The organism is Plasticicumulans sp., from assembly GCF_035331805.1.
Taxonomy (GTDB): Bacteria; Pseudomonadota; Gammaproteobacteria; order Competibacterales; family Competibacteraceae; genus Plasticicumulans.
On the sequence record NZ_DAOLKE010000072.1, the window covers coordinates 1 to 13344 of the forward strand.

Here is a 13344-nt window from a genome sequence, read left to right on the forward strand (position 1 = left end):
CAGCCCGGGCAGCCAGCCGTTGCGCCAGGCCGCGAAGCCGGCCAGGGCCAGCGCACTCAGCACCGCGGCCAGCCCGATCCACCAGCGGCTGCGCCGGCGTGACGAGCGGTGGCTGTGACCGTGGGCGTGCGGATCGGCGTGCAGGTGTGCGCTCGCCGCCTGCACCGGCGCGGGCGCATTGCCCGGGCCGGTGACGGCGGCCGGCACGCTCTCGTGCACGGGCGCATGCATGTGCGGCACCGAGTCGGCCGCGATCACCGGCCGTGCCGGCATGGCTTCGTACAGCGGACCGGCAGGCTGCGGTGGCGGCTCGGTCGGCGGCGTGTCGGCGGCCACGTCGCGCACCAGCGCCGCCGAGACCCGGCGTTCGGAGCCGAGGTAGGCGAGCAGCAGCGACTGGTTGCAGATGCGGTTCAGCAGCCGCGGCACGCCGTGCGCGAGTTCATGGATGCGCACGAGGGCTTCGGCATCGAACAGATCGGCATCGGGCCGGCCGGCCGCGGCCAGGCGTGCGGCGATGAAGGCCGCGCTCTCGGTGGCATCGAGCGTGCGCAGCGTCAGGCGCCGCGGCGGGTGGGCGTCGCGCTGCGGATCGTGCACGAGCCGATCCTGCAGCTCCGGCTGGCCGCACAGCAGCACCTGCACCAGGCCGTGGCCGACTTCGCGCAGGTCGAGCAGCGCGTGCAGCTCGGCGAGCGTCTCGGCCGGCAGGTTCTGGGCGTCGTCGACGGCGATCAGCAGCGACCAGCCTTCGGACAGCCCGCGCACCAGCGCCGTGCGCAGCGCCTTCAGCCGCTCGGTGCGGCCGGTGCCGGGCGAGCGCAGGTCGAGGTCGTCGCAGAGGTAGTTCAGCAGGTCGTCGGGGCCGACGTGCGCGTTCCAGAACAGCACGACGTGGCGCTGCCGCATCGGCTCGCCGAGCGCGCGGCGCAGCAGCGTGGTCTTGCCGGTGCCGATCGGGCCGCTGAGCACCACCAGGGCCGCACCGGCGTCGAGCGCCTCGCGCAGTTCGGCCAGCACGGCGGCCTGCGCCCCGCAGGGGCGGAATTCGCTGCCCTCGGGATCGAGGAACGGGGAGCGCGTGAAGCCGAAGCTGGTTTCGTACATGGGGCGGAATCGTCGGCGGCAGGGCAGGGGAGCGGGCGGGGAGCGCCGGGTCTGCCGGACGGGGCATGCGCCGCGTCACGATCCATGGCGGCGCGCTGCGGCTCAGGGCGGCGGCGCTTCCTGCTGCTGATAGTCAGGCGGCACGCGCAGGCGTTCCGCCGGCACCGCGGCGCGCGACACGCTGCGCAGTTCGGTGACGAGTTCCGAGTCCTCCTCGCCGCGCTCGGTGGAATGGATCGGCACGCCGCCGAGGGCGGCGGCGACGCTGCCGTCCTGACCGGATGACTGCTCCAGCGCCGACAATGCGCCGGTCAGCGTCGCGAATTCCTCCTCGCTGAGGCCGAGCGCCTCGCGGCTGGCGACGCAGTGGGCTTCCTGCTTCTCGTCATCGACCCAGACGTTGACGATGCCGCAGCCGATGCCGGCGACGCTGCGGTGCTGGCCGGTCTGCTCGATGCGCCGCGGCACCCGCACGGCCTCGGTCGCGACGTTGCCGCGCAGGCTGGCTTCGAGCGCGGCGCGCTCCTCGGGCGGCAGCTTCGCGAGTTCCTCGCCGAGGCGGGCATCGCTGGCGCGCTGGCGCTCGGCGCTGGCGCGTTCGAGTTCGGCGGCCGAACTTTCGCCGAACTCGACGTAGGCCTTCTGTTCGGCATCGAGCATGGTCAGCACGTGGCGCCTGCCGTCGTACAGCACGATCGCGCGCTCCCCTTCCTGCACGGTCTCGAAGCGCAACCGGCTGCCGGCGATCGCGATGATCTGGGAGCCGCCGTCCCCATCGTCGTGCAGGGCATAGGTCAGCGTGACGTCGGCGGGCGCGGGCAGCGTGCCGGTGCTGGCGCACAGTCCGATCAGCACCGCCGCGAGGCGTGCATTCATGGCGGGACTACCTGGGAGGGAAAGGAAGAAGGAGCTGCGTCCACAGTAGCCGGTATCGACCGGCCGCCCAAGAGCGGAGCGGTGGCCGCGGATCGCCGGGACCGGGGACGGAAGCAGTACAGAATCTGTTCAAATTTTAATCGTGGAAAATTGTCATTGAGCAAGTGACTGCGCTATACAGGTTTTGTCCACATTGGCATCGCCCGAAAAGCTGATCTTCAGGGGCCGGAAATCAGACGAAGCATCGGGGGAAGGTCGGTGTAGATGATCTGTACAAACGCTACTGCGCACTCGCTGCGCCCCTGACAGCAGGAGCATCGTGATGAACCTTCTGACCCGCACCGCTGCTACCTCCCTCCTCCTCGCCCTGTCCGCCGGCAGCGCGCTGGCCGACTGCGATGGCCGGACCGGCTCGCTGATGTCGATTCCGACCCCGGTCGCGGGCAGCGAGGATCTGCCGCCGGCGCTGGCCGAGCTGATCGCTCATCACCGCGGCGAGATCGGCGCCCCCGAAGTCTCGACCACGCAGCACGTCCAGCCGCAGACACCGCCGGCACCGGCGGTCGCGGTGCTGCCGCCGAACACGCGCGTCGCCCTGTCCGGCCCCGCCGCCACGCTGCCGTCCACGCTGCACTGAATTCGAGCCGGTTTCCCATCCCCCCGCACCGGACCTGAGCCGTACCCGCACCAGAGCGCCCAGCGCCACCGTTTCCCTGCCGCACCGCTTCTCCCTCGCACGCACCCGCCGCCGTCGTCTGCCGGTTCCCCGCCCGGCCGCCGACGGCGGTTTCTTTTGGGCGTCCGGCCGGGCGCGCGGGGGCGGGGGCGCAGGTTTTTTTCGCCCGGCTGCATCCGCGGCCGCCGGCGGCACGCACATCGCCTGTAAGCCGGCACCTGTCGGTTTGTAGAGGTTTTGTTTGTATGGCTTTTTTGTATAGGTTTTGTTGAACCAATTCCGACGCTCAGCGTCGGTTGTGTCGAAGTCGGTGGCGATCGCAGGCAGCGCCGCACACCGGCCGGCGAAGAAACACCGTCTTGCAGGTTTGCAGGTGACCCGCATGGCCATGCTCCTCGAACGCTTCAAGTCGCTGTTCAACGAACTCGACGCCGGCTGCCTCGACCGTCTGGCCGAGGTCTACGCCGCCGACGTGCGCTTCCGTGACCCGGTCCGCGAGCTGCACGGCCTCGAGGCGCTGCGCGCCTACTACGCGCGGCTGTACGAGGGCGTCGAATCGTGCCGCTTCCGCTACGACGGCGAGGTGGTCGAGGCCGGCGGCGCGGTCGTGCTGTGGACGATGCAGTTCCGCCACCGCCGCTTTCACGCCGGCGAGACGCTGACGCTCGAAGGCGCGAGCCACCTCGAATTCGGCCAGGGTGCCGATGCGCGCGTGCACCGTCACCGCGACTACTTCGACATGGGCGAATTCCTGTACGAGCGCGTGCCGGTGCTCGGTGCGGTGATCCGCCACATCAAATCCGGGCTGTGAGCGGGGGAGGGCGAGCCATGCGCTACGCGATCGTCGGCAGCGGCATTTCCGGCCTGACCGTCGCCCACCGGCTGCACGGGCGGCACGGACAGCACGAATTCACGCTGTACGAAGCCGGCGATCACGTCGGCGGCCACACGCACACGCACGACGTGCACGTCGGCGGGCGCGGCTTCGCGGTCGATACCGGCTTCATCGTCTTCAACGAACGCACGTATCCGAACTTCATCGCGCTGCTCGATGAGCTCGGTGTCGCCTCGCGCCCGACCGAGATGAGCTTCAGCGTGCGCTGCGCGGCGAGCGGCCTCGAATACAACGGCCACGACCTCAACAGCCTGTTCGCGCAGCGGCGCAACCTCGTCAGTCCGCGCTTCTGGCGCATGCTCGCGGCGATCCTGCGCTTCAACCGCGAGGCACCGCTGGTGCTTGCGGACGGCACCGACGCGCACCTGACGCTCGGCCAGTACCTGCAGCGCGAGCGCTATCCGCGCGAGTTCATCGACTGGTACATCGTGCCGATGGCGGCGGCGATCTGGTCGGCGCGCCCCGAGGTCATGACCGAGATCCCGGTGCTGACCTTCGTGCGCTTCTTCCGCAACCACGGCCTGCTCGCAGTCCGCGACCGGCCGCAGTGGCGCACGGTCTGCGGCGGCTCGCGCGAGTACGTGCGCCGGCTGACGGCGCCGTTTTCCGGGCGCATCCGCCTGCACACGCCGGTGACCGGCGTGCGCCGCCACGCCGGCGGCGTGCAGGTGCTGACGCGCGCAGCCGAGCCCGAGCGCTACGACGGCATCATCTTCGCGTGCCACGCCGACGAGGCGCTGGCGATCCTCGGCCCCGAGGCGACGCCGGCCGAGCGCGCCGTGCTCGGCGCGATCCACTACCAGCCGAACGAGGCGGTGCTGCACACCGATGCCACGCTGCTGCCGCACTGCGCACGCGCGCGCGCCTCGTGGAACTACCACCTTGACGGCCAGCCGCGCACGCGCGTGCCGGTGACCTACGACATGGCCCGGCTGCAGGGCCTCGACTGCCCGCTGCCGCTGCTGGTGACGCTGAACCGCAGCGAACAGATCGATCCGGCCAAGGTGCTCAGGCGCATCGGCTACCGCCATCCGGTGTTCACGCCCGAGGCGATTCTGGCGCAGCAGCGGCGCGCCGAGATCAGCGACCGCCTGCGCAGCTGGTACTGCGGTGCCTACTGGGGGTACGGCTTCCACGAGGACGGCGTCGTCAGTGCGCTGGCCGTGCTCGATGAGCTCGACCGGCATCAGGCGGTGGCCGCATGAACGCGCCGTCCGCTGCGGCTGCCGGCCTCGCGGCCCCGGCCACGGTGCCGGCTCCGGGTCTGTACGTCGGCACGGTCCGCCACCGGCGCTTCGCGCCGCGCGCGCATGCGTTCCGCTACCCGCTCTGCATGGCCTTCGTCGATGTCGATGACCCCGAGCCGGCCTTTGCCGGGCGCTGGCTGTGGTCGGCGCGCCGGCCGGCGCTCGCGTGGTTCCGGCGCGAGGATCACTTCCACCTCGGCGACCCGGCCGAGCCGCTCGGCGACTGCGTGCGCCGGCAGGTCGAGCGCGAGACCGGCCGGCGGCCCGACGGGGCGATCCGGCTGCTGACGCAGCTGCGCTGGTTCGGCCACTGCTTCAACCCGATCAGCCTTTATTACTGCTACGGCGCCGGCGGCGGCCTCGTCGCGCTGCTCGCCGAGGTCACGAACCTGCCCTGGGGCGAGCGTCACTGCTACGTGCTCGACCTGCACGACCAGCCGCCGGCCGCGCGCGTGCCCTTCGCCAAGCGCCTGCACGTGTCGCCGTTCCTGCCGATGGCGCTCGACTACCTGTGGCACGGCTACGCGCCCGGCGAACGCCTCGGCGTGCACCTCGAAGTCTTCGCGCGCGACCGCCAGCCCGGCGCCGCCGGCGCACCGCTGTTCGACGCGACGCTGCACCTCGCCCGCCGCCCGCTCGATGCCGCGCAGGCCGCACTCGCGCTCGTGCGCTACCCGCTGATGAGCCTGCAGATCGTCGCCGCGATCCACTGGCAGGCGCTGCGGCTGTGGCTCAAGCGCGTGCCGGTGTTCGAGCGGCCCGTACCGCCCGTTTCCACCACCTGCCCCGGGGAGACCGACCGATGAACGAACAGACGCTCCCTGCCGCACCGGCCGCCGCTGCCGGTGCCGGCGATACCGCCGACCGGCTGTTGCGCCGCGTGGTGTTCCAGCGCCTGCGCGGGCTCGCGCGCGGGCGGCTGATCCTCGTCGATGCCGACGGCCAGCACAGCTTCGGCCCCGGCGGGCACGGGCCGCAGGTGCGCGTCGAGATCCTCGACCCCGGCGTCTGGGCGCGCATCGCGCTGCGCGGCACGGTCGGCGTCGGCGAGGCCTACGTCGACGGCGGCTGGCGGGCCGATGACCTGACGGCGCTGGTGCGGCTGTTCGTGCTGAACAAGCCGGTCATGGACGGCATGGAGCGGGGGCTGGCGCGCCTGGCGCTGCCGCTGCTGAAGCTCTGGCACTGGCTGCATCCGAACACCCGCCACGGCAGCCGCGCCAACATCGCCGCGCACTACGACCTCGGCAACGCCTTCTACCAGACCTTCCTCGACGAGACGCTGATGTATTCCTGCGCGCTGTTCGAGCACCCCGGCATGAGCCTCGCCGAAGCCTCGCAGGCGAAGAACGAGCGCATCTGCCGCAAGCTCGGCCTGCGTGCCGGCGACCACGTGCTGGAGATCGGCACTGGCTGGGGCGGCTTCGCGCTGCACGCAGCCGGGCGCCACGGCTGCCGCGTGACGACGACGACGATCTCGCGCGAGCAGTACGAACTCGCGCGCGAGCGCGTCGCTGCCGCCGGGCTCGGCAACCGGGTCACGGTGCTGTTCGAGGACTACCGCGAACTCGCCGGCCGCTACGACCAGCTGGTGTCGATCGAGATGATCGAGGCGGTCGGCCACCGCTGGTTCGACACCTACTTCCGCACCTGCAGCCGGCTGCTGGCGCCGGACGGCCAGATGCTGCTGCAGGCGATCACGATCCGCGACCAGGAGTACGCGCGCACGAAGCGCAGCGTCGACTTCATCCAGCGCCATGTCTTCCCGGGCGGCTGCCTGCCCTCGGTGCAGGCGCTGGCCGACACGGTCGCGCGCGTGACCGACCTGCGCGCGCTGCACCTCGAAGACATCGGCCCGCACTACGCGACGACGCTGCGCCACTGGCGCGAGCGCTTCCTCGCCAACCTCGATCGCGTGCGCGCGCTCGGCTTCGACGACACTTTCCTGCGCCTCTGGGAGTACTACCTCGCCTACTGCGAGGGCGGCTTCGCCGAGCGTTATCTCGGCACCGTGCAGCTGCTGCTGGCCAAGCCCGAGTGCCGGCGCGCGGTGCTGCCGTCATGAGCCGCACGGGCCGCTGGCTGCTCGTGAATCTCGCCGCCTTCCAGATCGTCTGGTGGTCGGCCGTGCTCGGCGCCGCGCACGGCCTGCCCTGGGCCGGACCGCTGACGGCGCTGGGAGCCTGCGCCCTGCACGTGCGGCGCATCGCGCCGGAGACGCGCTCGGCGGAGCTGACGATGCTCGCCTACGCGCTCTGCTTCGGTCTTGCCTGCGACGCGACGCTGATGGCCTTCGGCCTGATCCGCTACGCGCCCGGGCTCGGCATCGGGCCGGACTGGCTGGCGCCGGCGTGGATGGCGGCGCTGTGGCCGACGTTCGCGACGACGCTGAACCACAGCCTCGGCTGGCTGCGCCGCCATCCGCTGTGCGCGGCGCTCTTCGGCGCGCTGGCCGGCCCGCTCGCCTACGGCGGCGGCGTCGTGCTCGGGGCCGCCGGCTGGCCGCGCGGTGCGCTGGCCGGAATGACGGCGATCGCGGCGCTCTGGGCCGTGACGCTGCCGCTGCTGAGCACGCTCTCGGCCGTGACGGTGATTCCGGCCGAGCCGGAGCCATCGCCGGAACCGGTGCGCCCGCTGGCCGGATCGCTCTGAGGCATGGCCGGTGAGCGTCACGGCCCTGTTCCTCGGCGGCTGGGCGGCCGCGGCGCTGGTGATGACGCTCGCCTGGGCGCACCAGCAGCGCACGCACGATGCCACGGCCGTCGATGTCTGCTGGGCCGCCGGCATGGGCGGCCTCGCGATCGCGGCGGCGCTGCTCGCCGGCGGTGATCCGGCGCGCCGGACGCTGGTCGCGCTGCTCGGCGGCCTGTGGTCGGCACGTCTTGCCGGTTTCCTGTACCGGAACCGCGTGCGCGGCCACGCCGGCGAGGATGCCCGCTACCGGCGGTTGCGCGCGGCCTTCGGCAGGCACGCCGGCGCCGGCTTCCTGGCCTTCTATCAGGGGCAGGCGCTGGCCACGGCGCTGTTCGCGCTGCCCTTCCTCGCCTGCGCGCAGGCGCAGGCGCCGCTGTCCGGGCCGGCTGCCATCGCCGCGCTGCTGGTCTGGGCGCTCGCGGTCGGCGGCGAATCCCTGGCCGACCGGCAGCTCGCGCGCTGGCGGGCCGAGCCGGCGCACCGGGGCCGGACCTGCCGCACCGGGCTGTGGGCCTGGTCGCGACACCCGAACTACTTCTTCGAATGGCTGCACTGGTGGACTTATCCGCTGCTCGCGCTCGGCAGCGAGGCCTTCTGGCCGACGCTGGCCGGACCGCTGCTGATGTACGCGACGCTGCACTACGCCACCGGCATCCCGCACACCGAACGCCAGGCGCTCGCGCACCGCGGCGCCGATTACGCCGCCTACCAGCGCGAGGTGCCGGAATTCTTCCCCCGTCCGCCGCGCCCTCCCGAAAGAGGTGCCTGAGACCGGTCACGCGCAGATGCCCCGGGTTCCGCCGCTCCACGGCGCCTCTTCCATGGGGGGCGCGGCGGCTGGAAAGCGAGGCGCTGCTGCGTGACCGGCCCGGCGACCGTCGCCCCGTCCCCGTCCGTGCCCGCAGGAGATGTTCCGATGAAAGCCGTCCTCGCCCTCGATCCCCTGCTGCCGCTGCGCAGTGCCGCGGCCGGTGTCGGCCAGCGTTTCGATGCCCTCGCGATCGAACTGGCCGAGCGCGGCTGGCTGCCCGATGCCGTGCTGCGCGCCGGCATCCGCCGGCTGCTCGCCGCGCGGCTCGACAGCGAGGCGCGCCGCGTCGCGCAGCGCACGGCCTGGATCGAATCCCTGCACGCCGGCCCGATCGCGCTCGCGACCGACGCCGCCAACCGCCAGCACTACGAGGTGCCGGCGGCCTTCTTCGAACACGTGATGGGCCGGCACCTGAAGTACTCCTGCGGCTTCTGGCCCGAGGGCGTGCACACGCTCGACGAGGCCGAGGCGGCGATGCTGGCCCTGACCTGCGAGCGCGCCGCGCTCGCCGATGGTCAGGACATCCTCGAACTCGGCTGCGGCTGGGGCTCGCTGACGCTGTGGATGGCCGAGCACTACCCGCACGCACGCATCACGGCGGTGTCGAACTCGCGCACGCAGCGGCGCTACATCCAGTCGCGCCTGCGTGCAAGAGGCCTGCGCAACGTGCAGCTCATCACGGCCGACATGAACGACTTCGCCAGCGGGCCCTCCCTGAACGGGGCGTTCGATCGCGTCGTGTCGGTCGAGATGTTCGAGCACATGCACAACTGGCCGGCGCTGCTCGCGTGCGTGAAGGGCTGGCTGCGCGCCGAAGGACGATTGTTCCTGCACGTCTTTTGCCATCGACGCTACAGTTATCCGTTCGTGGACGAAGGCAGTGACGACTGGATGGCACGACATTTCTTCACCGGCGGCCTGATGCCGGGCGCGGATCTGCCGATGCGCTTCCAGGACGACCTGCAACTGGCCCGTCACTGGTGGATCGACGGGCGTCACTACCAGGCGACCTGCGAGGCCTGGCTCGCCGGCCAGGACCGCCGGCGCGACGAAATCCTGCGGCTGTTTGCCGCCGACGGTGATCCGGCCGAAGCCCCCCGGCAGTTCCGGCGCTGGCGCCTGTTCTTTCTGGCGTGCAGCGAACTGTTCGGTTACCGGGAGGGCAGTGAATGGGGTGTCGGTCACTACCTGTACACCCGCTGAGCCTGCGGCCATGGATGTCCGGCATCCGAGACAAGCCGTCATGAGCATTTCACCCGACGATCCCGAACCGATGTACCGCATTGGCACCGTCTCCCGCCTGACCGGCATCGCCACGGTCACGCTGCGCATGTGGGAGCGGCGCTACAACGTTGTCGATCCCGGTCGCTCCAGCGGTCGCAACCGGCTGTACTCGCGCGACGACATCGCCCGGCTGGCGCTGATCAAGCGTCTGGTCGATGCCGGACACTCGATCAGCACCGTCGCCGGCCTGACGCTCGTGCAGCTGCACGAGCGCCTCGAAGTCCAGGAGAAGCCCCGGCAGCTCGCGGCACTGCCGGTGCGGGTGCTGACGCCGGTGCGCGTGGCCGTGCTCGGCGATGCGCTGCCGGCGCGCATCGCCCGCGCCGGCAGCGAACTGGCGGGCCTTGCCATCGTCGCCAGCCAGCGCGAGCGCGCGCGCTTCCTCGCCGATGCCCCGGCGCAGGAGCCGCAGGTGCTGGTCATCGAGGTGCCGGCGCTCGGGCCGGAGACGGCCGCCGGGGTCGAGGAACTGCGCCAGGCCTGCGGTGCGCGGCACGTGGTCATCGTCTACGGCTTCGGCCGGCGCGCGACGGTCGCGAAGCTCGACACCGCCTACAGCACGCCGCTGCGCGCGCCGGTCGGCATGGCGGAGCTGCGCATCGCCTGCCGCGCCGGGCTCGGCGTCGCGGCGCTGCCGCTGCCCGAGCGCCAGCCGGTCGACCTGACGCCGTCGCCGGACGGCATCCCGCAGCGGCGCTACGACACCGACACGCTGGAGCGCATCGCCGCCTCGACGCCGACGCTCGCCTGCGAATGCCCGCATCACCTCGTCGATCTCGTGGCCGGGCTGTCGGCCTTCGAGGACTACAGCGCGCAGTGCGAGAACCGCAGCCCCGAGGACGCGGCGCTGCATCACTGGCTGCGCGCGACCACCGCGCAGGCGCGGGCGCTGATGGAAGAGGCCCTGACCCGCGTCGCCGAGGCCGAAGGGCTGCTGCGCTGAGCGCCGCCGACCGGGCCGCCGCGGCCACATGGGCATCGGATGCCGCGCTGGCGCAAGCCGCCGGTCCGGACTGCGAACGGCTCGATGCGCTGCTTGCCGCGCACGAGGCCGCCGTGCGGCGCGTGCCGCTCGCCGGTTTCGACGGCCTGCCGCTGCTCGCCGAATGCTTCGCAGCGAGCGCCCCGGCCAGCGCCGTGCTGCTGCTCGTGCACGGGGCCGGCGAATGCCCGGTGCGCTACGTCGAGCTGATCGCCGACTGGCGCCGCCGCCATCCGGACCACGCCATCTGCGCGGTCACGCACCGCGGCCACGGTGCTGCCGGCCGCGTGCCGCCGCTCTGCGGCGACGATCCGGTCGAGCGTCAGAAGATGCACGTCGATCATTTCGACGACTACGCGCGCGATCTGGACATCTACGCGACGCTCGCGCGCAGCCTGGCGCCGGGCCGGCCGCTGTACGCGCTCGCGCATTCGATGGGGGCGGCGATCCTGCTGCGCTGGCTGCAGGGCGGTGAGCGCGGCGTGGCGGCGGCGGCGATCACGGCGCCGATGGTCGAGATCCGCGGCCTCTGGGGCCTGCCGGTCAGCCGCGACGCGCTCGGCCGGCTGGCGCTGGCCACCGTCGGGCGCCAGCGCCCGAGCGCCTGGGCGGCGAATCAGGGGCCGTACCACGAACCGCTGTTTCGCGATGCCCGCGGGCTCAACGGCCTCACGGCCAGCGAACGGCGCTTCGCGATGCGCGCACGGCTGATCGAGCGTCACCCGTATTCGCGCATCGGCGGCCCGACCTGGGGCTGGGTGGCGGCGGCGGTCACCGCCGGCCGGCGCATCTTCGCCGAGGTCGGGCGGCTCGCCGGCGTGCCGATGCTCTGCGTCGTGCCCGGCATCGACCGTCTGGTCTGGCCGCCTTCGGGTCTGCGTCTGGCCGCACGCATCCGCGCGACCGGCGGCGACTGCACGCTGCTGTCGCTGCCCGAAGCCCGCCACGAGGTGCTGATCGAAACCGACGCGATCCGCACGCAGGTGCTGGAGGCGGTGGAAGCGCGCTTTGCCGGGTCCTGAAACGACCGACGCCGGTCGGAGCCGACGTCGTTGCGGAAATTCAGGAAGACCGCGGGCGGATCAGTGCTTGCGCGCCGCCTGCCAGCGGTTGCCGCTGCGGTGGCCGTTGTCGCTGTCCGGCTGCGGGCGCATGGCCACGCGCAGCCAGCGGGGCACGAGGATCGGCTGGGCCGGAGTGGTGGATTCCGGGGATTCGCGGGTTTCGGCCGGGCGGGCCGGGCAGTCGGTGTCCATCTGGGTATGCCTCGGGCGATGCGGGCGGGGGGAGGATCGGATGGCCCTCAGCATGCGCCGCTGTTGCGGCGGCGCCTATCCGGCGCCCGCCGTAATCTGCCTGTCGTTTGAAAACTCGCGTTGCATTTTGATTAACTTCCTGTAAATCCGCACTTTGTGTCGTGCAGGGCCGCGAACTGTTTCGCGTTTCAGTCCTTGCCGGATTGTTGCGGATGTGAAACAGGCGGTCTGCAACGTGCAGCCTGCGCATTCGCTGCGGGCTGGCGTTGCGCCTGACGGGCGAACAGCGTCAGCGCCTCCCAGGCTTCGGCCTGCGCGGTGCGGTTCGGGATGCTCGGACGGTGCTTTTCGGACATGGCTCCGGTTCCCCGCTCGGTGGATGCCGCTACTCTGCCGATCGTCCATGACGATCCGTCGCGGCCGGTGCCACCTTGCTGCATTGCAAGGTTCCCCCCGTACAATTCGCGCCGCCCGCCCGCGACCGGAGTCCGCAATGTCTGCCCCCGCCCCCGTCACTCCCGAGCAGCGCGAACGCCTGCTGCGGCTCGCGACCCGTGCTTCCGTTGCGACGGCGCTGCTGCTGATCGTCGGCAAGACGGTGGCGTGGCTGATGACCGGCTCGGTGTCGGTGCTGGCCTCGCTGGTGGATTCGGTGATGGATGCGCTGGCCTCGCTGGTGAATCTGGTCGCGGTGCGCGTGTCGCTGGCGCCGCCCGATGCCGAGCACCGCTTCGGCCACGGCAAGGCCGAGGCGCTGGCCGGGCTCGGGCAGGCGACCTTCATCGCCGGTTCGGCGCTGTTCCTGTGCCTGCAGGCGGTCGATCGCCTGCTGCGCCCGCAGCCGCTGACCGACATCGGCGTCGGCGCGGCGGTGATCGTGTTCGCGATCGTCGCGACCGCCGTGCTGCTGGCGATCCAGCGCCACGTCATCCGCCGCACCGGCTCGACGGCGATCCGCGCCGACGCGCTGCACTACCTGACCGACCTCGCCACCAACGCCAGCATCCTGCTCGCGCTCGGGCTCGGTCATTTCGGCTACGACGGGCTCGACCCGCTGTTCGCGCTCGGCATCGCCGTCTACATCCTCAAGAGCGCGTGGGAGATCGGCGCCGAGGCCGTCAGCCTGCTGATGGATCACGAGCTGCCGGCCGAAACCAAGCAGCGCATCGTCGAGCTGGCGCGCGAGCAGCACGGCGTGCTCGGCGTGCATGACCTGCGCACGCGCCAGTCCGGGCACACGATCTTCGTGCAGTTGCACCTCGAACTCGCCGACTCGCTGCCGCTCGCGGTCGCGCACGCGATCGGCGATGCCGTCGAATCGGCGATCGAAAACGAATTCCCCGGCGCCGAAATCCTGATCCATCAGGACCCGGTCAGCGCCGTCGCGCAGGAGCGCCGGCGCATGCTCGCGCATCAGATGGGCGAGCGCGCCGGGCGCTGAGCGTTCCGCGCGCGCTGCTTCGGCTACGCTCGCCGGACATCCCCCGACCGGAAGGGAGTCCGCGATGTCCGTGCC

15 protein-coding genes are annotated in these 13344 nt (G+C 71.8%); 11 read left to right on the top strand and 4 right to left on the bottom strand.

The annotated features are described in order from the left end of the window. A partial coding sequence (locus tag PKE44_RS07375; protein ID WP_324549607.1) for an AAA family ATPase occupies positions 1 to 1107 on the bottom strand: 1107 nt, incomplete at its 3' end. Between the two features lie 102 nt (positions 1108 to 1209). Further along, positions 1210 to 1983 (bottom strand): DUF4412 domain-containing protein, encoded by a 774-nt coding sequence (locus tag PKE44_RS07380; protein ID WP_324549609.1) that lies wholly within the window; start codon positions 1981 to 1983, stop codon positions 1210 to 1212. 322 nt (positions 1984 to 2305) lie between these two features. On the opposite strand from PKE44_RS07380, the gene PKE44_RS07385 reads away from it, so the two are divergent. The 10 genes from PKE44_RS07385 (at position 2306) to PKE44_RS07430 (ending at position 11594) form a co-directional block, all read left to right on the top strand. Continuing rightward, entirely contained in the window at positions 2306 to 2620 is a 315-nt protein-coding gene (locus PKE44_RS07385; protein WP_324549612.1) for a hypothetical protein, read from the top strand. Positions 2621 to 3041: 421 nt separating this feature from the next. Beyond that, on the top strand, positions 3042 to 3470 hold the full coding sequence (locus PKE44_RS07390) for a nuclear transport factor 2 family protein (RefSeq protein ID WP_324549614.1): 429 nt from the start codon (positions 3042 to 3044) through the stop codon (positions 3468 to 3470). A gap of 17 nt (positions 3471 to 3487) precedes the next feature. Continuing rightward, positions 3488 to 4759 carry an FAD-dependent oxidoreductase gene (locus PKE44_RS07395; protein ID WP_324549616.1) on the top strand — a complete coding sequence of 424 codons (1272 nt, stop codon included), beginning with the start codon at positions 3488 to 3490 and terminating at the stop codon, positions 4757 to 4759. Then, positions 4756 to 5607, top strand: coding sequence for a DUF1365 domain-containing protein (locus PKE44_RS07400; protein WP_324549618.1), 852 nt, complete (start codon positions 4756 to 4758; stop codon positions 5605 to 5607). Before PKE44_RS07395 ends, PKE44_RS07400 begins: the two co-directional genes overlap by 4 nt. Beyond that, a complete protein-coding gene (locus tag PKE44_RS07405) occupies positions 5604 to 6866 on the top strand; it encodes a cyclopropane-fatty-acyl-phospholipid synthase family protein (RefSeq protein WP_324549620.1) in 1263 nt (420 codons plus the stop codon). Before PKE44_RS07400 ends, PKE44_RS07405 begins: the two co-directional genes overlap by 4 nt. Next, on the top strand, positions 6863 to 7453 hold the full coding sequence (locus PKE44_RS07410; protein ID WP_324549622.1) for a DUF2878 domain-containing protein: 591 nt from the start codon (positions 6863 to 6865) through the stop codon (positions 7451 to 7453). Before PKE44_RS07405 ends, PKE44_RS07410 begins: the two co-directional genes overlap by 4 nt. Positions 7454 to 7514: 61 nt before the next feature. Further along, a complete protein-coding gene (locus PKE44_RS07415) occupies positions 7515 to 8264 on the top strand; it encodes a DUF1295 domain-containing protein (protein WP_324549638.1) in 750 nt (249 codons plus the stop codon). 147 nt (positions 8265 to 8411) lie between these two features. Then, positions 8412 to 9509: a cyclopropane-fatty-acyl-phospholipid synthase family protein gene (locus PKE44_RS07420; RefSeq protein ID WP_324549625.1), complete on the top strand. Its 1098-nt coding sequence runs from the start codon at positions 8412 to 8414 to the stop codon at positions 9507 to 9509. 40 nt (positions 9510 to 9549) lie between these two features. Then, positions 9550 to 10533, top strand: a complete 984-nt coding sequence (locus PKE44_RS07425) for a MerR family transcriptional regulator (RefSeq protein WP_324549626.1) — start codon at positions 9550 to 9552, stop codon at positions 10531 to 10533. 113 nt (positions 10534 to 10646) lie between these two features. Next, positions 10647 to 11594, top strand: coding sequence for an alpha/beta hydrolase (locus PKE44_RS07430; protein ID WP_324549628.1), 948 nt, complete (start codon positions 10647 to 10649; stop codon positions 11592 to 11594). Positions 11595 to 11654: 60 nt separating this feature from the next. On the opposite strand, the gene PKE44_RS07435 is transcribed toward PKE44_RS07430, so the two are convergent. Both PKE44_RS07435 and PKE44_RS07440 read right to left on the bottom strand, forming a co-directional pair. Beyond that, positions 11655 to 11828: a hypothetical protein gene (locus PKE44_RS07435; RefSeq protein WP_324549630.1), complete on the bottom strand. Its 174-nt coding sequence runs from the start codon at positions 11826 to 11828 to the stop codon at positions 11655 to 11657. Between the two features lie 188 nt (positions 11829 to 12016). After that, positions 12017 to 12184, bottom strand: a complete 168-nt coding sequence (locus PKE44_RS07440) for a hypothetical protein (RefSeq protein ID WP_324549632.1) — start codon at positions 12182 to 12184, stop codon at positions 12017 to 12019. A 137-nt stretch (positions 12185 to 12321) separates the two neighbouring features. Between PKE44_RS07440 and PKE44_RS07445 the strand changes: the two genes are divergently transcribed. Continuing rightward, positions 12322 to 13269, top strand: a complete 948-nt coding sequence (locus PKE44_RS07445) for a cation diffusion facilitator family transporter (RefSeq protein ID WP_324549635.1) — start codon at positions 12322 to 12324, stop codon at positions 13267 to 13269. The last annotated feature ends 75 nt before the right edge of the window (positions 13270 to 13344 follow it).

Excerpts from the sequence above, each read along its gene's own strand:
- PKE44_RS07390 (WP_324549614.1), top strand. The coding sequence starts at position 3,042 with ATGGCCATGCTCCTCGAACGCTTCAAGTCGCTGTTCAACGAACTCGAC.
- PKE44_RS07380 (WP_324549609.1), bottom strand. The coding sequence starts at position 1,983 with ATGAATGCACGCCTCGCGGCGGTGCTGATCGGACTGTGCGCCAGCACC.
- PKE44_RS07400 (WP_324549618.1), top strand. The coding sequence starts at position 4,756 with ATGAACGCGCCGTCCGCTGCGGCTGCCGGCCTCGCGGCCCCGGCCACG.
- PKE44_RS07440 (WP_324549632.1), bottom strand. The coding sequence starts at position 12,184 with ATGTCCGAAAAGCACCGTCCGAGCATCCCGAACCGCACCGCGCAGGCC.
- PKE44_RS07395 (WP_324549616.1), top strand. The coding sequence starts at position 3,488 with ATGCGCTACGCGATCGTCGGCAGCGGCATTTCCGGCCTGACCGTCGCC.
- PKE44_RS07405 (WP_324549620.1), top strand. The coding sequence starts at position 5,604 with ATGAACGAACAGACGCTCCCTGCCGCACCGGCCGCCGCTGCCGGTGCC.
- PKE44_RS07445 (WP_324549635.1), top strand. The coding sequence starts at position 12,322 with ATGTCTGCCCCCGCCCCCGTCACTCCCGAGCAGCGCGAACGCCTGCTG.
- PKE44_RS07435 (WP_324549630.1), bottom strand. The coding sequence starts at position 11,828 with ATGGACACCGACTGCCCGGCCCGCCCGGCCGAAACCCGCGAATCCCCG.
- PKE44_RS07420 (WP_324549625.1), top strand. The coding sequence starts at position 8,412 with ATGAAAGCCGTCCTCGCCCTCGATCCCCTGCTGCCGCTGCGCAGTGCC.
- PKE44_RS07385 (WP_324549612.1), top strand. The coding sequence starts at position 2,306 with ATGAACCTTCTGACCCGCACCGCTGCTACCTCCCTCCTCCTCGCCCTG.
- PKE44_RS07425 (WP_324549626.1), top strand. The coding sequence starts at position 9,550 with ATGAGCATTTCACCCGACGATCCCGAACCGATGTACCGCATTGGCACC.
- PKE44_RS07410 (WP_324549622.1), top strand. The coding sequence starts at position 6,863 with ATGAGCCGCACGGGCCGCTGGCTGCTCGTGAATCTCGCCGCCTTCCAG.
- PKE44_RS07415 (WP_324549638.1), top strand. The coding sequence starts at position 7,515 with ATGACGCTCGCCTGGGCGCACCAGCAGCGCACGCACGATGCCACGGCC.